Origin of the sequence: Limnobacter sp. UBA3528, from assembly GCF_002377005.1 — a bacterium.
GTDB lineage: Bacteria > Pseudomonadota > Gammaproteobacteria > Burkholderiales > Burkholderiaceae_B > Limnobacter.
The window spans coordinates 21152-37215 of sequence record NZ_DFOZ01000011.1; the positions used below are offsets into that span (position 1 = coordinate 21152).

The 16064-nt window shown below is 53.9% G+C and carries 15 protein-coding genes; 3 read left to right on the forward strand and 12 right to left on the reverse strand.

Translation table 11 applies throughout. The features are described from left to right. Positions 1 to 36 precede the first annotated feature (36 nt). The 5 genes from B4N58_RS02455 to B4N58_RS02475 form a co-directional block, all read right to left on the reverse strand. Positions 37 to 1842: an acyl-CoA dehydrogenase gene (locus tag B4N58_RS02455; RefSeq protein ID WP_291745457.1), complete on the reverse strand. Its 1806-nt coding sequence runs from the start codon at positions 1840 to 1842 to the stop codon at positions 37 to 39. 50 nt (positions 1843 to 1892) lie between these two features. Further along, positions 1893 to 2822: an electron transfer flavoprotein subunit alpha/FixB family protein gene (locus B4N58_RS02460; protein WP_291745458.1), complete on the reverse strand. Its 930-nt coding sequence runs from the start codon at positions 2820 to 2822 to the stop codon at positions 1893 to 1895. Positions 2823 to 2847: 25 nt separating this feature from the next. Then, positions 2848 to 3597 (reverse strand): electron transfer flavoprotein subunit beta/FixA family protein, encoded by a 750-nt coding sequence (locus B4N58_RS02465; protein ID WP_008250324.1) that lies wholly within the window; start codon positions 3595 to 3597, stop codon positions 2848 to 2850. Positions 3598 to 3720: 123 nt separating this feature from the next. Continuing rightward, a complete protein-coding gene (locus B4N58_RS02470) occupies positions 3721 to 4410 on the reverse strand; it encodes a carbonic anhydrase (protein ID WP_291745462.1) in 690 nt (229 codons plus the stop codon). Next, positions 4407 to 5327, reverse strand: coding sequence for a histone deacetylase family protein (locus tag B4N58_RS02475; RefSeq protein WP_291745465.1), 921 nt, complete (start codon positions 5325 to 5327; stop codon positions 4407 to 4409). The genes B4N58_RS02470 and B4N58_RS02475 overlap by 4 nt, the downstream gene beginning before the upstream one ends. Positions 5328 to 5457: 130 nt before the next feature. On the opposite strand from B4N58_RS02475, the gene mltB reads away from it, so the two are divergent. Next, positions 5458 to 6498, forward strand: coding sequence for a lytic murein transglycosylase B (gene mltB, locus B4N58_RS02480; protein WP_291745467.1), 1041 nt, complete (start codon positions 5458 to 5460; stop codon positions 6496 to 6498). 17 nt (positions 6499 to 6515) lie between these two features. On the opposite strand, the gene cysM is transcribed toward mltB, so the two are convergent. The 7 genes from cysM to B4N58_RS02515 all read right to left on the reverse strand — a co-directional run bounded on the left by cysM (position 6516) and on the right by B4N58_RS02515 (position 13570). Beyond that, complete coding sequence (gene cysM / locus B4N58_RS02485; protein WP_291745590.1) at positions 6516 to 7418, reverse strand: cysteine synthase CysM; 903 nt, start codon at positions 7416 to 7418, stop codon at positions 6516 to 6518. Positions 7419 to 7460: 42 nt separating this feature from the next. After that, entirely contained in the window at positions 7461 to 8906 is a 1446-nt protein-coding gene (locus B4N58_RS02490) for a sodium:solute symporter family protein (protein ID WP_291745469.1), read from the reverse strand. 61 nt (positions 8907 to 8967) lie between these two features. Next, the gene (gene ubiB, locus B4N58_RS02495) at positions 8968 to 10563 is read right to left on the reverse strand and encodes a ubiquinone biosynthesis regulatory protein kinase UbiB (RefSeq protein WP_008250318.1); all 1596 of its coding nucleotides are present in this window, start codon (positions 10561 to 10563) and stop codon (positions 8968 to 8970) included. Continuing rightward, positions 10560 to 11267, reverse strand: coding sequence for a ubiquinone biosynthesis accessory factor UbiJ (locus tag B4N58_RS02500; protein ID WP_291745472.1), 708 nt, complete (start codon positions 11265 to 11267; stop codon positions 10560 to 10562). The genes ubiB and B4N58_RS02500 overlap by 4 nt, the downstream gene beginning before the upstream one ends. A 78-nt stretch (positions 11268 to 11345) precedes the next feature. After that, positions 11346 to 12368, reverse strand: a complete 1023-nt coding sequence (locus B4N58_RS02505; RefSeq protein WP_291745474.1) for a Tim44 domain-containing protein — start codon at positions 12366 to 12368, stop codon at positions 11346 to 11348. A gap of 17 nt (positions 12369 to 12385) precedes the next feature. Then, on the reverse strand, positions 12386 to 13126 hold the full coding sequence (gene ubiE, locus B4N58_RS02510; RefSeq protein ID WP_008250309.1) for a bifunctional demethylmenaquinone methyltransferase/2-methoxy-6-polyprenyl-1,4-benzoquinol methylase UbiE: 741 nt from the start codon (positions 13124 to 13126) through the stop codon (positions 12386 to 12388). 18 nt (positions 13127 to 13144) lie between these two features. Further along, positions 13145 to 13570: a gamma-butyrobetaine hydroxylase-like domain-containing protein gene (locus B4N58_RS02515; RefSeq protein ID WP_008250308.1), complete on the reverse strand. Its 426-nt coding sequence runs from the start codon at positions 13568 to 13570 to the stop codon at positions 13145 to 13147. Between the two features lie 184 nt (positions 13571 to 13754). On the opposite strand from B4N58_RS02515, the gene phoB reads away from it, so the two are divergent. Both phoB and phoR read left to right on the forward strand, forming a co-directional pair. Continuing rightward, a complete protein-coding gene (gene phoB / locus B4N58_RS02520; protein ID WP_008250307.1) occupies positions 13755 to 14462 on the forward strand; it encodes a phosphate regulon transcriptional regulator PhoB in 708 nt (235 codons plus the stop codon). A 40-nt stretch (positions 14463 to 14502) separates the two neighbouring features. Then, positions 14503 to 15861, forward strand: a complete 1359-nt coding sequence (gene phoR / locus B4N58_RS02525) for a phosphate regulon sensor histidine kinase PhoR (RefSeq protein WP_291745476.1) — start codon at positions 14503 to 14505, stop codon at positions 15859 to 15861. Positions 15862 to 16064 lie beyond the last annotated feature (203 nt).

Here is a 16064-nt window from a genome sequence, read left to right on the forward strand (position 1 = left end):
TGAGGGGCTTTTTAATGACTGAACAACCAGGGTCAATCAGAAATTTGCAACTGCCATTTCTGTGACACCCTGGTAACCATTCACAATGCTGTCGCGCAAGCCAGGCACTGTATTCAACACATGGTCGGCGAAGAAGCGGGAAGTCAAAATCTTGTCGCTGTAGAAACTGTCTGTTTCGCCAGCCTTGATTTTTGCTTCTGCGGCCAACAGCGCACGCGCCATTTGCCAGCCAGCCACTGTGGTGCCAGCTAGTTTCAGATAAGGCACTGAACCGGCAAACACTGCGTTGGGGTTGCCTTTCATATTGTCGACTACAAACTGTGCAGCATCCAGGAATGAGGCGCGAGCCGCATCCAGACGGGCTGCCACTGCCTTGGCGTGTGCAGAACCGGATTCATTCAACTGAACCACTGTGCGTGCAATTTCCGCACACAGGGCTTTGACCATGGCGCCACCGTCACGCGAGGTTTTGCGGCCCACCAGGTCGTTGGCCTGAATGGCGGTTGTGCCTTCGTAGATGGTCAGGATTTTTGCATCGCGGTAGTACTGCGCTGCACCTGTTTCTTCAATGAAGCCCATGCCGCCGTGTACCTGCACACCGGTGGATGTCACATCGATACTCATTTCAGTCGACCAGCCTTTAACCAGCGGCACCATGAATTCATACACAGCCATGTTTTGCTTGCGTGTGGCTTCATCGGCGTGGAAATGGGCGGCATCGTATGCAGCACCGGCCACGCAAGCCATGGCGCGCGCAGCTTCAACCTGCGAACGCATGCTCATCAACATGCGCTTCACATCGGGGTGGTGAATAATGGCAACGGCTTCGTTGGCAGAGCCATCAACCGGGCGAGACTGCACGCGGTCGTTGGCGTACTGCACGGCTTTTTGATAAGCACGCTCGGCCAAACCAATGCCCTGAACACCCACCTGGAAACGGGCGGCGTTCATCATCACGAACATGTACTGCAAACCCTTGTTCTCTTCACCCACCAGGTAACCAATCGCGCCCTGGCCCACTTCACCCTTGTTGTCGCCGTACAGCAGCACCGCGGTTGGCGAGGCCTTGATGCCCAGCTTGTGTTCGATGGATGCGCAGTACACATCGTTGCGTTTGCCCAAAGAACCGTCTTCGTTCACCAAAAACTTGGGCACTACGAACAGACTGATGCCTTTCACGCCTTCGGGCGCATCGGGGGTACGGGCAAGCACCAAGTGCACAATGTTGCCGGCCATGTCGTGTTCACCGTAGGTGATGTAGATTTTCTGGCCAGAAATACGATAGGTGCCATCGCCTTGCGGCACGGCTTTGGAACGCACCAGCGCCAGGTCTGAACCGGCCTGTGGCTCGGTCAGGTTCATGGTGCCGGTCCATTCGCCGGAAATCATTTTGGGGATATACGTTTCTTTCAGTTGCTGGCTGCCTGCCACCAACAACGCTTCAATTGCGCCATCGGTCAGCAAGGGGCACAACGCAAAGCTGAGGTTGGCGCCGTTGACCATTTCCATGCAAGGTGTTGCCACCAGCTTGGGCAGACCTTGGCCGCCAAATTCAGCGGGGTGCTGCAGACCTTGCCAGCCTTGCTCGCCGAAGGCTTTGAATGCCTCTTTGAAGCCTTTGGCTGTGGTTACAACGCCGTCTTTCCAGTTGGCGGCCTCTACGTCGCCCGACCAGTTCAATGGGGCTACCACTTCGCTGGTGAACTTCGCATTTTCATTCAGAACCGCATCCACGGTTTCCTCGGTCGCATCTTCACAACCGGGCAACTGGGATACTTGATCCAAGCCGGCCAATTCTTTCAAGACAAACATCATGTCTTTGACTGGGGCGTTGTAACTCATTGTCGTCTCCTGATACAGCTTTGCGTTTTTGATTACTTACAGTTTTGTAATTACAGCTTTTCAGTCAGCTGTGGCACTACGTCGAACAGGTCGCCCACCAAACCATAGTCGGCCACACCAAAAATTGGTGCTTCGGGGTCTTTGTTCACAGCCACAATCACCTTGCTGTCTTTCATGCCGGCCAGGTGCTGAATGGCACCGGAAATACCGAAGGCCATGTACAACTGGGGCGCTACGATTTTGCCGGTTTGGCCCACTTGCCAGTCGTTGGGTGCGTAGCCTGCATCCACCGCAGCACGAGAAGCGCCAATGGCCGCATTCAGTTTGTCGGCCAAGGGGTTCAACACGCTGAAGTTTTCAGCAGAGCCCATACCGCGACCACCAGAAATAATAGTGCCTGCGGCTGTCAGTTCAGGACGATCGCTCTTGGCCACTTCGCGACTTACGAATGTGGACTTGCCAGAATCGGCAGCGGCGCTCAGGTTTTCAATGGCAGCGGAACCACCCTCGGCCGCAACCGGGTCGAATGCAGTGGTGCGAACGGTGATTACCTTGGTGGCGTCAGAAGACTGAACCGTGGCGATCACGTTGCCGGCGTAAATTGGGCGTGTGAAGGTGTCTGCGCTTTCAACACTGATGATGTCGGAAATTTGAGCAACATCCAGCTTGGCGGCAACACGCGGCAACACGTTTTTACCCACACTGGTTGAGGGTGCCAAAATGTGGCCGTAGTTGCCAGCAATTGCCAGAATTTGCGCGCCTAAGTTTTCTGCCAACTGGTCGCCCAGTGAGTCAGAATCTGCAACCAATACCTTGGCCACACCAGCAGCCTTGGCGGCTTGTTCCGCAGCAGCGCCACAACCCTTGCCGGAAACCAGCACGTGAATGTCGCCACCAATTTTCTGGGCCGCAGCGATGGTGTTCAGCGTAGCGGGCTTGATACTTTGATTGTCGTGTTCTGCAATAACGAGTACTGACATGATTTGTGCTCCTTGAATCCCTGACTTAAATGACTTTCGCTTCGTTCTTCAACTTGTCGACCAACGTGGCCACGTCGGGCACGGTGATACCAGCGGAACGTGTGGGGGGGTCACTTACTTTCAGGGTTTTGATACGTGGATCAACATTCACGCCCAAATCTGCGGGCTTGATGGTGTCGATCTGCTTTTTCTTGGCCTTCATGATGTTGGGCAAAGTCACATAGCGTGGCTCGTTCAGGCGCAGGTCAGTGGTAACAACCGCTGGCAGGCTCAAGCTGACTGTTTCCAGGCCGCCGTCTACTTCACGGGTTACATTCACTTTGCCGCCTTCAACCACAACCTTCGATGCGAATGTGCCCTGTGGCATGTCGGCCAAGGCAGCCAGCATTTGACCAGTTTGGTTGCAATCGTCGTCGATGGCTTGCTTGCCCATGATGACCAGGTCAATGCCTTCTTTCTCAACAATCGCTTTCAGGATTTTGGCCACGGCCAGGGGCTGCAGCTCAACATCGGTTTCAACCAGAATGCCGCGATCCGCGCCAATGGCAGCCGCAGTGCGCAGTGTTTCAACACATTGGGCCACGCCACAGCTTACGGCGATCACTTCAGTTGCAACGCCAGCTTCTTTCAGGCGTGTTGCTTCTTCTACGGCGATTTCGTCGAAGGGGTTCATGGACATTTTTACGTTGGCGATATCTACGCCAGAACCATCGCTTTTGCAGCGCACTTTTACGTTGTAATCGACTACGCGTTTAACGGGTACTAGGATCTTCATGCAAGCCATCCCTTCTTGAAATTGGAAAATGTGTAATTTGGATTATACGAAGCGTTTTCTCAAAAAACGCACGATCGTTCGATTTTTCATAGAGTCTACACTCTAAGGGGGGGTTTGTCGAGGTTATTGGTAGCGCGCGCAGATCGCTTTCATGGCTGAAAAGCAGCGCTCATCGATCTCGGCCCGGCTTCGAATCGTGCAATCCAGATCAATGACCCGCCCGGTTGAAAGGCTATACACCAAGCCCCCCACCGCCACCGGCTCTCCCCGCGCCCAGGCAGCGTTCACGGCCGGGCTCAAAGCCGCCAAGCGCACCTGCTGAATCACATTCAGCTCGCACAACTTGTCGACATTCCGGTGGGCCTCTTCGGGCGATGCCGGGTTGAACAGCTGGTGATCGTGGGCCAGTTCACGCACACCCTCAAGCCAGTCGCCTGGCGAACCGCCCGCATGCAAACCCAAAGCAATGCGTACGCCGCCACAGTTGTGATGCCCAAACACCAACAGGTGTTTCACCTTCAAGCTGTCAATAGAAAACTGAATGGCAGTTTGCAAACTCAGGTCGTTCAAACCGGCCTGATTGGCCACGTTTTTATAAACGAACAGTTCGCCCAGATTGCTTTGCAGCAGGGTGTTGGGGTCGGCCCGACTGTCGCAGCAACTGATTACGGTAAAAGCTGGGCTTTGCCCCGCCGAGAGCCGCTTGAAATAATCGGGATCCTGAGCGGTAATTTGCGACACCCATTCGGCATTGCGTGCCAGCATTTCGCCGAGTCGTTCCTCTGAATAGGGCGCAGGTGTCGAAAATATCAAGATGCAAGCGCCTCCACATGGGCATACACAGAATCGGCCAAAGCCTCTAACTCGTAACCACCTTCCAGCGTACTGACCAGTTTTCCGTCGCAATATTCTTCAGCCACCCGTTTCAAAAACTGCGTGATCCAACCGTAGTCCTCAGTGGTCAATTGCATGTCGGCCAGTGGGTCACTTTCATGGGCATCAAACCCGGCCGAAACCAACACCAGCTGAGGCTTGAAGCGATCAATTGCATCGACCCAGTGGGTTTGAATGGCCTGCTTGATTTCCTCGCGACCACCGCCGGGTTGAATCGGGCAATTCACCATGTTGCGCGCACCGTCGAGCCCACCGCTGAAGGGATAAAGCGGCGACTGAAAAGTGCTGCACATCAACACCTTGGGATTGTTGGCAAACGCATGCTCAGTGCCGTTGCCGTGGTGGACATCAAAGTCCACGATCAACACACGCTCCAAGCGGTAGGCATCAATGGCATGTTGAGCGGCAATGGCGACGTTATTGAACACACAAAAGCCCATGGCCCGGTCTACGCAGGCATGGTGACCTGGCGGACGAACTGCGCAAAAGGCATTGTTCACAGCATGGGCCATCACCAAATCGACCGCATGCACGCAAGCACCCGCGGCGCGGCGTGCGGCATCCAGCGAGAACTCGGACAAGGTGGTGTCGCCATCGATGTCGATGTTGCGCTTCAAAGGGAAACGGGCCTTGATACTTTCAACATAGGCCGGGTTGTGCACTGCGGTCACGGCAGACCATGCCACCTCTGGAGCCTCACAATGCACCAAACGTGGCCAAAGCTCGGAAGATTCCAGTTTTTCTCGAATCACGCGCAAACGAGCCATGCTCTCGGGGTGACCAAGACCGGGATTGTGCAGGGCGCAATCAGAATGGGAAATATAGGCTGTGGTCATGGCTTAGGCCCGAACAGCAAGGGAATGCTGGGTTATAGTGAATAACAGACCTGCCAATTCAAGCAAACACGCGCCGGGTCGACCGCTACTTCTTTTTATTACGCCTATACCGGACATGCTGACTCCTTTTGTGACTACTCAACGAATCTTATCAAGCTTTGCCACCATTCTAATCAGCACAGCACTGTGCACTCAAGCCGTACAGGCCCAAGAGACCGACAAGGTTAATTTTGCCGAACACAAAAATGCGACAGCCCTGGCAGAGCGACTGAAAGCCAAAGAAGGCATCCCAGCGAGCACCACACTTGAACTGTTGAAACAGGCGGAACTTCTGCCCCAAGTGGTGAAGGCCGTAAAGCCACCCAAAACCAAGGGCGTGCGCAACTGGGACACCTACCGCAGCCGTTTTGTGGAACCCTACCGCATTCGCAAAGGCGTGGAGTTTTGGGACGCCAACCTGGAAACCTTGAAAGAGGCTGAGGCCCAATACGGCATTCCACAGGAAGTGATTGTGGCCATTATTGGTGTGGAAACCATTTACGGGCAACACATTGGCAATTACCGGGTACTCGATTCACTGGCCACACTGGCCTTTGCTTACCCTGAAGGCCAACGCGACCGATCCGAGTTTTTTCTCAGTGAACTCGAGGCCTTCATCGCCCTTTGCAACAGAACTCACCTGGATGCACTGGAGGTGAAAGGCTCGTATGCGGGTGCAATTGGTTTGGGCCAGTTCATGCCCAGCTCATGGACTGCATTTGCAGTCGATGGCGACGCCGACGGCATCGTGGATTTATTCCACAGCCGCCGCGATGCAATTTTCAGTGTGGCCAATTTCCTGAAAGTGCACGGCTGGGAAACTGGCAAAGCCACTCGCGTGCTGGTGGACATTGAACATGCGGACAATTTGAAAGAATTGCTGGCGCCCGACATTGTGCCAACCTTTACCCCAGCCGTAATGCAGCAAAAAGGCGTGAAATTGAATGGTGAGACGCTGCCCGATGAAAAACTGGCGCTGATTGAACTGGTACGTGGTGAAGCCGAGCCTGCATTCGTGGCAGGCGGACAAAACTTTTATGTGGTGACCCGCTACAACCGCAGCTCCTTCTATGCCAACGCCGTGCTGGAACTTAGCGAAGCGTTGAAACTTAGAAGGGACATGCTGAACTGAGGGGCAACAGCGCCCAACTAGGCTGGAAATACACCTGTGGACAAATAGCGATCGCCGCGGTCGCACACAATGAACACGATGGTGGCATTTTCAACTTCCTCGGCAATTTTCAGGGCAATGTGCGCTGCGCCTGCTGCTGAAATACCGCAGAAAATACCTTCTTCGGCCGCCATTTTTCGGGCCATTTCTTCGGCTTCAAGCTGGGTAACCTGCACAACACGGTCTACCCCGGCTGGCTTGTAAATTTTAGGCAGGTACTCTTGCGGCCATTTGCGAATACCCGGAATTTGCGACCCCTCGCTGGGTTCAGCGCCAATGATTTGCACATTGGGGTTTTGGCTTTTCAGGTAACGCGACACACCCATGATCGAGCCTGTGGTGCCCATGGCACTGACAAAGTGGGTCACCTTGCCACCCGTATCACGCCAAATTTCAGGGCCCGTGGTTTCAAAGTGCGCCAGCGGGTTGTCTTCATTGGCGAACTGGTCAAGAATCACGCCCTTGCCCTGATCCCGCATCTGCTCAGCCAGGTCACGCGCATATTCCATACCGCCTTTTTGTGGGGTCAGAATAATTTCCGCGCCGAAGGCACGCATGGTTTGGCGGCGTTCAATACTGAGGTGTTCCGGCATGATCAGCACCATGCGATAACCGCGAATGGCTGCAGCCATGGCCAAGGCAATACCGGTGTTGCCTGATGTGGCTTCAATCAGCGTATCACCAGGCTTGATGGTGCCGCGGGCTTCGGCACGCTTGATCATGGAAATCGCCGGGCGGTCTTTGACTGAGCCGGCTGGGTTATTGCCCTCTAGCTTGCCCAGAATTACATTGCCACGATCGGCATTGGCTTGGCCAGGCAAACGTTGCAATTGCACCAAGGGGGTGTTGCCGATGGTGTCTTCAATGGTGAGGTATTTCACAGCCGGATCACTTTTAAACAAAGGTAATCCGGCTATTTTAGCTTAATGTGGGTGCACAACACCGTCACGCAGCGCTGGCCTGTGTTCGATCCACTGTGGCAGAAGCGAAGCAATGATCATGGAGAACAAACCAAGCACCATGCCCAGCAGCTGGGGCGGCCAGATTTCGCTTGGGAAAAAGTTTTTGGCGATCAGCCAACTGCTGACACCCACCACAATTGACACAACTGCGCCCTGGCTGGTGGCCTTCGACCAATACAAACCAAAAACAAGCGGTACAAAAGCAGCAGCCAAGGTAATTTCGTAAGCGCTCTCCACCATCTCGAAAATGGACGAATCACTGTTGATGGCAAACGCCACCACAATGATGGTGAATACAAACACTGAAATACGCATTGTCAACAACAAGGCCTTGTCGTTCATTTTTGGATAAATGTTTTTGACAATGTTCTCCGCGAAAGACACGGACGGCGCCAGCAAAGTGGCACTGGACGTACTCATAATCGCCGAGATCAGCGCACCAAAAAATACGATCTGTGCAAACAAAGGTGTGTGCATCAACACCAGGTTGGGCAACACCATTTGCGAATCCTCCGACACCATGGCGGTGAAGGTGGCGGGGTCAATCATGATGGCACCATAGGCCAGAAACACCGGAATAAACGCAAAGAAAAAGTACATGGAGCCACCCAGCACAGCGCCACGCACAGCGGTTTTCTCGTCTTTTGCTGAACTGATGCGCTGAAAAATATCCTGCTGGGGAATTGAACCAAAAGCCATGGTCAGAAAGGCGCCCACAAACGGCACCCAGAGTACATAGCTGAATTCTTCCGGGAAAAACTGCAGCTTGCCTGCAGCCTCTGCATGGTCAACCACCGTGCCTACACCACCCGCCAAGTCAGCCACAATCCACATGATGTAAACCAAGCCAGCCGCAATCACCACCATCTGGATGAAATCCAGCACCGCCACTGACAACATGCCACCAAACAAGGTGTAAATAAGCACCACACTGGCGCCGATCACCATGCCCCATTCCTGGGAGACCGCACCATCGGTGAGCACATTGAAGATCAATCCCAGTGCACTGATTTGCGCAGCAACCCAACCCAGATAGGACACCACAATGCAGGCGCTGCAGAAAATTTCGACCGCCCGGTTGTAACGCACACGGTAGTAGTCACCCAAAGTCAGCAAATTCAGGCGATAAATTTTGGGCGCAATGAATAAACCAGCCAGAATCAGGCACATGGAAGCACCAAACGGGTCGGCCACAATGCCACTCAAACCCTCTTCCACAAAGGTGGAGGATATGCCCAGCACGGTTTCAGAGCCAAACCAGGTGGCAAACACCGTGGCTGTGACAATCGGCAGGGAAAGGTGCCGGCCAGCCACGGCGTAATCCGCCGCACTACTTACATTTCTGGCCACATACAGGCCAATAAGCACAGAAACCAGCAAATACGCTACAACGGAGGCAAGCAACATCTTGAAAACCCACCAGAGAGAAAAATTGATTTCGGATTATAGGCAAGAAACATGCGCAGGGCTAGAACAGACCCTTTGGACCTGAATAGCCGATTAAAAACGGCCACAACAGGTCGAGTGCCACCACACCAAACAGCACAGCCAGCATCAACACCATCCAGAACAAAGCCCGGTTCAATCGCTTTTGCTGCTTGACCAATTGTTCAATTTGATCATCGACCCGACCATTGGAGTGCGTGAGCGTTTGATGCAAGAGGCGCGGCAAGGCAGGCAGAATTTGTGACCATTGCGCAGCCTCCCATTGCAGACTGGACTGAAAACCCTTGAAGCCAATTTGCTGGTGCATCCAGTTTTCAAGGTAGGGCTTGGCGGTTTTCCACAGGTCAAGATCGGGGTCGAGTTGGCGGCCAAGGCCCTCCACGTTCAACAGGGTTTTTTGCAACAGCACCAGTTGAGGCTGAATTTCAACATTGAAGCGGCGGGAAGTTTGAAACAGACGCATCAGTGCCTGCCCCAGCGAAATTTCCTTCAACGGTTTGCCAAAGAAAGGTTCAATGCAGGCACGAATGGCGGATTCGAGCTCGTCGATGCGCGTGCCCTTGGGCACCCAGCCCGACTGCACATGCAACTCGGCCACTCGCTTGTAGTCTTGCCGGAAAAAAGCCAGGAAGTTTTGCGCCAGATATTGTTTATCGACATCGCTGAGGGTGCCGACAATGCCGAAGTCCAACGCAATGTAGCGACCGAAATCCTCGGGCTGATCACCCACGTAAATATTGCCAGGGTGCATGTCCGCGTGGAAAAACCCGTCGCGAAACACCTGGGTAAAGAAAATTTCCACGCCTTCGCGCGACAGTTTTTTCAAATCAATGTTGTTCTCGCGCAGCCGCTCGATCTGGGAAATCGGAATGCCGTGCATGCGCTCCATGGTGATCACGGTGCTACAGCAATAGTCCCAATACATTTCGGGTACGCGCAGCAAGTGGCCACTGCCCGAAGTAGGCGAAAAATTTCGACGCAACTGCGATGCATTGGCCGCCTCGCGCATTAAATCCAGTTCATCGTGCAAGTATTTGTTGAACTCGGCCACCACTTCCCGGGGCTTTAAGCGCTTGCCATCGGATGAAATTTTTTCAATCCAGCGGGCAGCGGTTTTCATCAAAGCCAGGTCTTTGTCAATCACCTCAATCATGCCGGGGCGCAGTACTTTCACCGCCACTTTCTGACCTTCATTGGCTCCTTCGCGAATCACTGCAAAGTGAACCTGGGCAATGGAAGCACTGGCCACGGGGATGTTCTGGAAATCCAGAAACATGTCATCAATTTGACGACCCAGGCTGGCTTCAATCAATTCACGGGCTTTCTCGGAAGAAAACGCGGGCACCTGGTCTTGCAACTTGGCCAACTCGTCGGCCACGTCTTCAGGCAACAAATCGCGCCGGGTCGACAACAGCTGACCAAACTTCACAAACAAGGGGCCCAGGTCTTCCAGCGCACGGCGCATGCGTTCGCCGCGCGGGGCCTGCACATGCGAGCGTGAAGAAATCAGCGTGAGAAACCACTTGGCCAAGCCATTGTTGATTGAGTCGGCGGCAATCAGGAACAGGCCATACTTTCGGGCCACCAATGCAATGCGTGCCAAACGGCGAAGCTTCATTTGGGCGCACCCAACTTGGCAAGGCGCTTTTCCAGCCGGGCCAGCTCGTCGCGCAGTTGGTTTACTTCATCGCGAAAAGTGTCGAACTCAGAAGCAGTGGGTGTCATGGCTTTTTCATGCACCACATACTCGCGCAAGTTGCTTTTAAAACGTTGCACCACATCGCGGGCATTGGTACCCAGAGCAGACAAGGTATTCATGACCCACACCGCCTGTGCATCGCCCACCACGCGGGCCAAATCGCGCTCGGGGTCCCAGCTCAAGTCGTTGATTACGGTAGACACAGTTTGCGCAAAGTCCATGTCGCCCTCGATGGTGGCTTTTCTGGACATGCTGTTGGGGTTGCTGACCGAGCCAATCAAATCGGCCCATTGCATGGAAATGGTGGTGTCAGCGGGTGCTGCAACCCCATTGGTGGCACTGCTCGGCTGAAAATAGCCTTGATCATTGACACGCAAGTTCAGGGACATGGGAGCAATGCTGAGTGTCAGAACCTTGCCCGCTTCCTTTTGCAGTTTGGTCTTGCTGCTGCGCTGTTGATCCAGCAAATGGTTTAGTACCAAGCACACAGTCTGGGTGACTGTGGCTGACATCAAGTTCAAGGGGGCAGACAGCAAACCACCTGCCGCAGCTACGCCTTTGGCTTGACCAGAGGAAAGCAGTTTGGAGGCGAACTGAAAAAACAATACGGGGGGACTGGCCAAGGCACACTTCCAACAATCAAAAATTTGTTTGAGTGTAACCCAGCCGGGCAAGCCAAGCCCGGCGGGTGAGGTCAAAATTTACAGATTGTGAATGCCTGAAAGAACCCATCCACCGCCGGAAACCGGACGGGACATGATCCACAACTCATTGATTTCTTCAGCGGCGGCGTCTTGCTCCTCGCGCAACATACCAGTGAAGGCCACTGTCGCGATTTGCTCATCCACGTCGGTCTCGAAACCAATCAGCTGGGCATCCAGCGTAACCACATCTGTGCGGTTCACTGCATTGCCACGCGCTTCAATTTCAGCACGCAGATGGTCCACCACATCGTCGCTACAGTATTCACGCAAACCGTCAACATCGCCCTTGTCAAAAACCCCTTGCATGGTCACAAAGAACTTCTTGGCGCTGTTCACAAAATTGGCCTCATCAAACCCTGCGGGCAAATCTTTTACCGGTGTTGCCGCTGGCATGGGTGCATCAAACGCCGATGCATTGCCAAACTGGCCGAAACCTTGATCATCGCGCGGCGCGCCCATGCCCGGGACCGGGTCGTTAATCGGGTTTGTTGACGCTTGACGATAACTGTTTTGGCCGGAACTTGTTGCGCCCGGTGCGCTGTAGGCAGGGCGAGGCTTTGCAGCCTGCTGACCACGCAACATGCGAACCAGGAACATGACCGCAAACACAGCGGCGGCGATCATCAACATGGTGCCAAGAAATTCAGCCATGCCGGCGCCGAAACCCAGATAACCAAACAAGGCTGCCAGGCCCAAACCAGCTGCCAGGCCGCCCAATGGGCCCAGGAAACGGTTACGTGGCGCAGCAGCCGTGCCTGCGGTGGCGCCCGCAGGGTTGGTAGCCTGCTGCTTGCTGGGTGCTGTACTAGTGGTACCAGAAGGCGCAGTAGACGGAGACTTTTGGAACTGGGAAGGCGCAGAGCGGCCAAAACTGCCGCCGCCACCCAAGCGACGCGCTTCTGCATCGGTTGGAAGTACACTCAAGCCAAGAAATGCAGCCACAACGGCCAACACAGACAATCGAACAGACCAAACTCGGGTTTTCACAGCAAAAGCCTCCAGAATATTAATTTTTCGCATGCACAAAATAGACAAACTCAGGCGAATTTGGTTCCTTGGTGCAGCGCGACGACACCCGCAGTGAAGTTGGTGTATTTCACCTGGTCGAAGCCACTTTCAAGCATGATGCTTTTCAAGGTTTCCTGATCCGGGTGCATGCGAATGCTCTCGGCTAAATATTGGTAACTGGCACTGTCTTGCGCCACGATTTGACCAATCTTTGGCAAAACCTGGAATGAATACATATCATAGGCTGGCGCCAGCAAAGGATTCACTTTCGAGAATTCGAGTACAAGCACCTTGCCACCCGGCTTGATCACGCGGCGCATTTCGCTCAAGGCCACATCTTTGTGGGTCATGTTGCGCAAACCAAACGCCACGGTAACCACATCAAAGTAATTGTCGGGAAATGGCAGCTTTTCCGCATCGCAAAGCGCCATTTTCGGCAAATACCCATGATCAATCATGCGATTTCGACCCACTCGCAACATACTTTCATTGATGTCGGTCAGCCAAACTTCACCGCTCGGGCCCACTTTGTCCAGAAAAGCCTTGCTGAGATCGCCGGTACCGCCGGCAATGTCGAGCACCTTCATCCCGGGGCGAACCCCGGCCGCGCGCACAGTGCTTGCCTTCCACAGGCGATGCATGCCACCCGACATGAGGTCATTCATGATGTCGTATTTGGCCGCTACCGAATCAAATACTTCGGCTACTTTCTTGGCTTTCTGGTCTTCAGGAACCTTCTCGAAGCCGAAATCGGTAATTTTGTCGTTCATCGTGATGTGTGGCGTTATTTAGTGGCTTGCGCAGGCGCCGCCTTTCTTTTGTTCAAATGGAATGTTTTCAGGTGCGTTGGGTTCCCGACTTGCGCCGGCTGCTTTCATGCGTTCCAGATAGTCTTCCCACAAACCTTCCTGGTTTTCGCCCATCCACAGCAGGTATTGCCAGCTAAACAAGCCTGAATCATGACCATCCGAGAAAAACGGCTTGATGGCATACATGCCCACAGGCTCGAGATTGTTGATGGTTACTTCTTTTTTACCCACTTGCAGGGTTTCCTGCCCAGGGCCATGTCCACGAACCTCGGCCGAGGGTGAATACACCCGCAACAGCTCGAATGGCAGGTTAAAACAGGCGCCGGTGTCGAACTCAATTTCGAGTACCTTGGACTTTTGATGCACCACAATGCGGGTTGGGGTGGGGATATTGGTGGTTTCCATGCTGCTTAGGGTCTTTGGAATGCGTAATCCTCAAGTGTATCTCATCAAGGCCAACAGCGGTTTACACCACCGCGCGGGATTAATTTGATGACGATTCATTCAAGTGTCATATTACTGTCATGGAAATCCACTACTTTAGGTGGCATTGCACAAAACAAATATGCCAGAGAAGAGGAAAAACGAGATGTCCAGCACCATCCTAGTTGTTGAAGATGAACCCGCGATTGCAGAATTGATTGCCGTCAACCTAAGCTTTGCTGGGCACAAAGTGCTGCGGGCCGCTGATGCGGACCAGGCCAAAACCCTGATCACCGCTGAATTGCCTGACCTGGTGTTGCTGGACTGGATGCTACCCGGTAAAACCGGCATTCAGTTTGCGCATGAATTGCGCGGTCACGAGCGTACGCGCCATGTGCCAGTGATCATGTTGACTGCCCGCACCGAAGAACAAGACAAAGTAGATGGCCTGGAAGCCGGTGCAGACGACTACATCACCAAGCCCTTCTCGCCCAAAGAACTACTGGCACGAATCAAAGCTGTGTTGCGTCGCCGTGCGCCCCAGTTGACTGACGATATTGTTGAAGTACACGGCCTGAAACTGGACCCGGTGACACACCGAATTATGGGCCATGACAAGATTATCGACATGGGCCCCACAGAATTCCGCTTGCTGCACTTCTTTATGACCCACCCAGAGCGCGTGCACAGCCGCACCCAGTTGCTGGACCAAGTGTGGGGCGACCATGTATTTGTTGAAGAGCGCACCGTGGATGTACATATTCGACGACTGCGCCAGGCTCTGACCATTTCCGGACATGACCGCCTCATTGAGACGGTTCGCGGTGCCGGCTACCGTTTTACTGCAACGCAAAATGAGGGTGCACTAAACTAAGGGCTCCCCTGGAAGGGATATTCCCCTAGAATACGCACCTATGGCGTTCATCTTTTTTCGATTGATACTGTTGGCCATGGTGCTGGGTGCAGCCGCCATCGTGGGTCAAATGGTTGCTGGCCACAAAGGCGCAGTGGCGGGGTCTATCTTGGCCTCGCTTTTCATTTATGCCCTGCATGTGCGCTCCGGCCTTCGAATTATCGAATGGCTGGACAACTTCAAGGTTGAAAACGTGCCCGACGTGTCGGGCTGGTGGGATGACCTTGCCGCAAAGCTGTTTCGCTACCTGCGCTTACACCAACGTCAACAACAGGCACTCACCAATGCACTGGTGTCATTCCGCACTGCCGCGCAAGCCCTGCCCGACGGGGTAGTCACGCTTGATTCCGAGGGGCACATTTCCTGGTGCAACGACACAGCTCAAGACCACCTGGGCTTGAAATTGGGCAGCGACATAGGGCAGCCCCTCATTAACCTGGTTCGCAACCCAAACTTTTCCAAGTACATTCGCAGCCGCTCTTGGGAGCAACCCTTGATCATGACTGCGCCCCGCAGCCGAAGCAAGGTTTTGTCGGTGCAATTGGTCAGCTACGGCGACCAACAAATGCTGGTGTTGTCTCGCGATGTCACCCAGGTTGAAAAACTGGAACGAATGCGACGCGATTTCATTGCCAATGTGTCACATGAGCTGAAAACACCGTTGACTGTGCTGAGCGGTTTTCTGGAAACATTCCGGGACCTGCCGTTGAGCAAAGAACAGCAAACCGAATACCTGAATTTGATGTACACCCAGGCCAATCGCATGCAAAACCTGGTGGAAGACCTGCTGGCCTTGTCGGCGCTGGAGTCTTCACCCAACGCAGGCGAAGGTGGCGAGCCAGTTGACCTGAGCGGAATTGCCCAAAAAACAGGCGATGAAGCACAACAATTGTCGGCCGGAAAACACAATATTTCTGTGGATGTTGAAAAGGGCCTGATGGGCTTTGGCAACTCGGCTGAAATTTTCAGCGCATTCTCGAATATCGTGACCAATGCGGTGCGCTACACACCGGAGAAAGGAAACATCACGATTACGCTTCGACGCGCAGAAAACGAAATTGGCAAAGCCTGTGCCGCTTTTGTGGTGCGCGACACCGGCATTGGTATTTCGGCAGAACACATTCCGCGTTTGACTGAGCGTTTTTACCGTGTAGACCGCAGCCGTTCAAGAGAAAGTGGCGGCACGGGTTTGGGCTTGGCGATTGTGAAACATGTGGTGCAACGCCACGATGGCGAACTGGACATTCAAAGCCGGCCAAATGCAGGCAGTACCTTCACCATTCTGATGCCGCTGGCGAAGGCTGGTGCCGCTGCTTCGAAAGCGGCTTTGGCTGAAGCAACGACGGTAGTTGGCGCTTAGTTCGGTTTGAATGCCACATCACCTCGCCTTAGCAAGACTTCCATTCCGGCTTGATGCTTCTGGCTTGGGGCATGCGAAACGCAGTGGCGTCTTCGCATCGATTCCTGACGGAATCGCCCCGCGCTGCGAAGCCGCCGGGAAGTCTTGCAAATCCGGCAACGCGATGCAGCACACAAACCGCCAATCGTCAGCGCGTTGCTTCG

What these genes read in the sequence shown, in the direction of transcription:
- B4N58_RS02490 (WP_291745469.1), bottom strand. Translation starts at nt 8,906, where the DNA reads ATGTTGCTTGCCTCCGTTGTAGCGTATTTGCTGGTTTCTGTGCTTATT.
- B4N58_RS02515 (WP_008250308.1), bottom strand. Translation starts at nt 13,570, where the DNA reads ATGGAAACCACCAATATCCCCACCCCAACCCGCATTGTGGTGCATCAA.
- B4N58_RS02460 (WP_291745458.1), bottom strand. Translation starts at nt 2,822, where the DNA reads ATGTCAGTACTCGTTATTGCAGAACACGACAATCAAAGTATCAAGCCC.
- B4N58_RS02455 (WP_291745457.1), bottom strand. Translation starts at nt 1,842, where the DNA reads ATGAGTTACAACGCCCCAGTCAAAGACATGATGTTTGTCTTGAAAGAA.
- B4N58_RS02475 (WP_291745465.1), bottom strand. Translation starts at nt 5,327, where the DNA reads ATGACCACAGCCTATATTTCCCATTCTGATTGCGCCCTGCACAATCCC.
- phoR (WP_291745476.1), top strand. Translation starts at nt 14,503, where the DNA reads ATGGCGTTCATCTTTTTTCGATTGATACTGTTGGCCATGGTGCTGGGT.
- ubiE (WP_008250309.1), bottom strand. Translation starts at nt 13,126, where the DNA reads ATGAACGACAAAATTACCGATTTCGGCTTCGAGAAGGTTCCTGAAGAC.
- B4N58_RS02465 (WP_008250324.1), bottom strand. Translation starts at nt 3,597, where the DNA reads ATGAAGATCCTAGTACCCGTTAAACGCGTAGTCGATTACAACGTAAAA.
- B4N58_RS02505 (WP_291745474.1), bottom strand. Translation starts at nt 12,368, where the DNA reads ATGCGAAAAATTAATATTCTGGAGGCTTTTGCTGTGAAAACCCGAGTT.
- ubiB (WP_008250318.1), bottom strand. Translation starts at nt 10,563, where the DNA reads ATGAAGCTTCGCCGTTTGGCACGCATTGCATTGGTGGCCCGAAAGTAT.
- phoB (WP_008250307.1), top strand. Translation starts at nt 13,755, where the DNA reads ATGTCCAGCACCATCCTAGTTGTTGAAGATGAACCCGCGATTGCAGAA.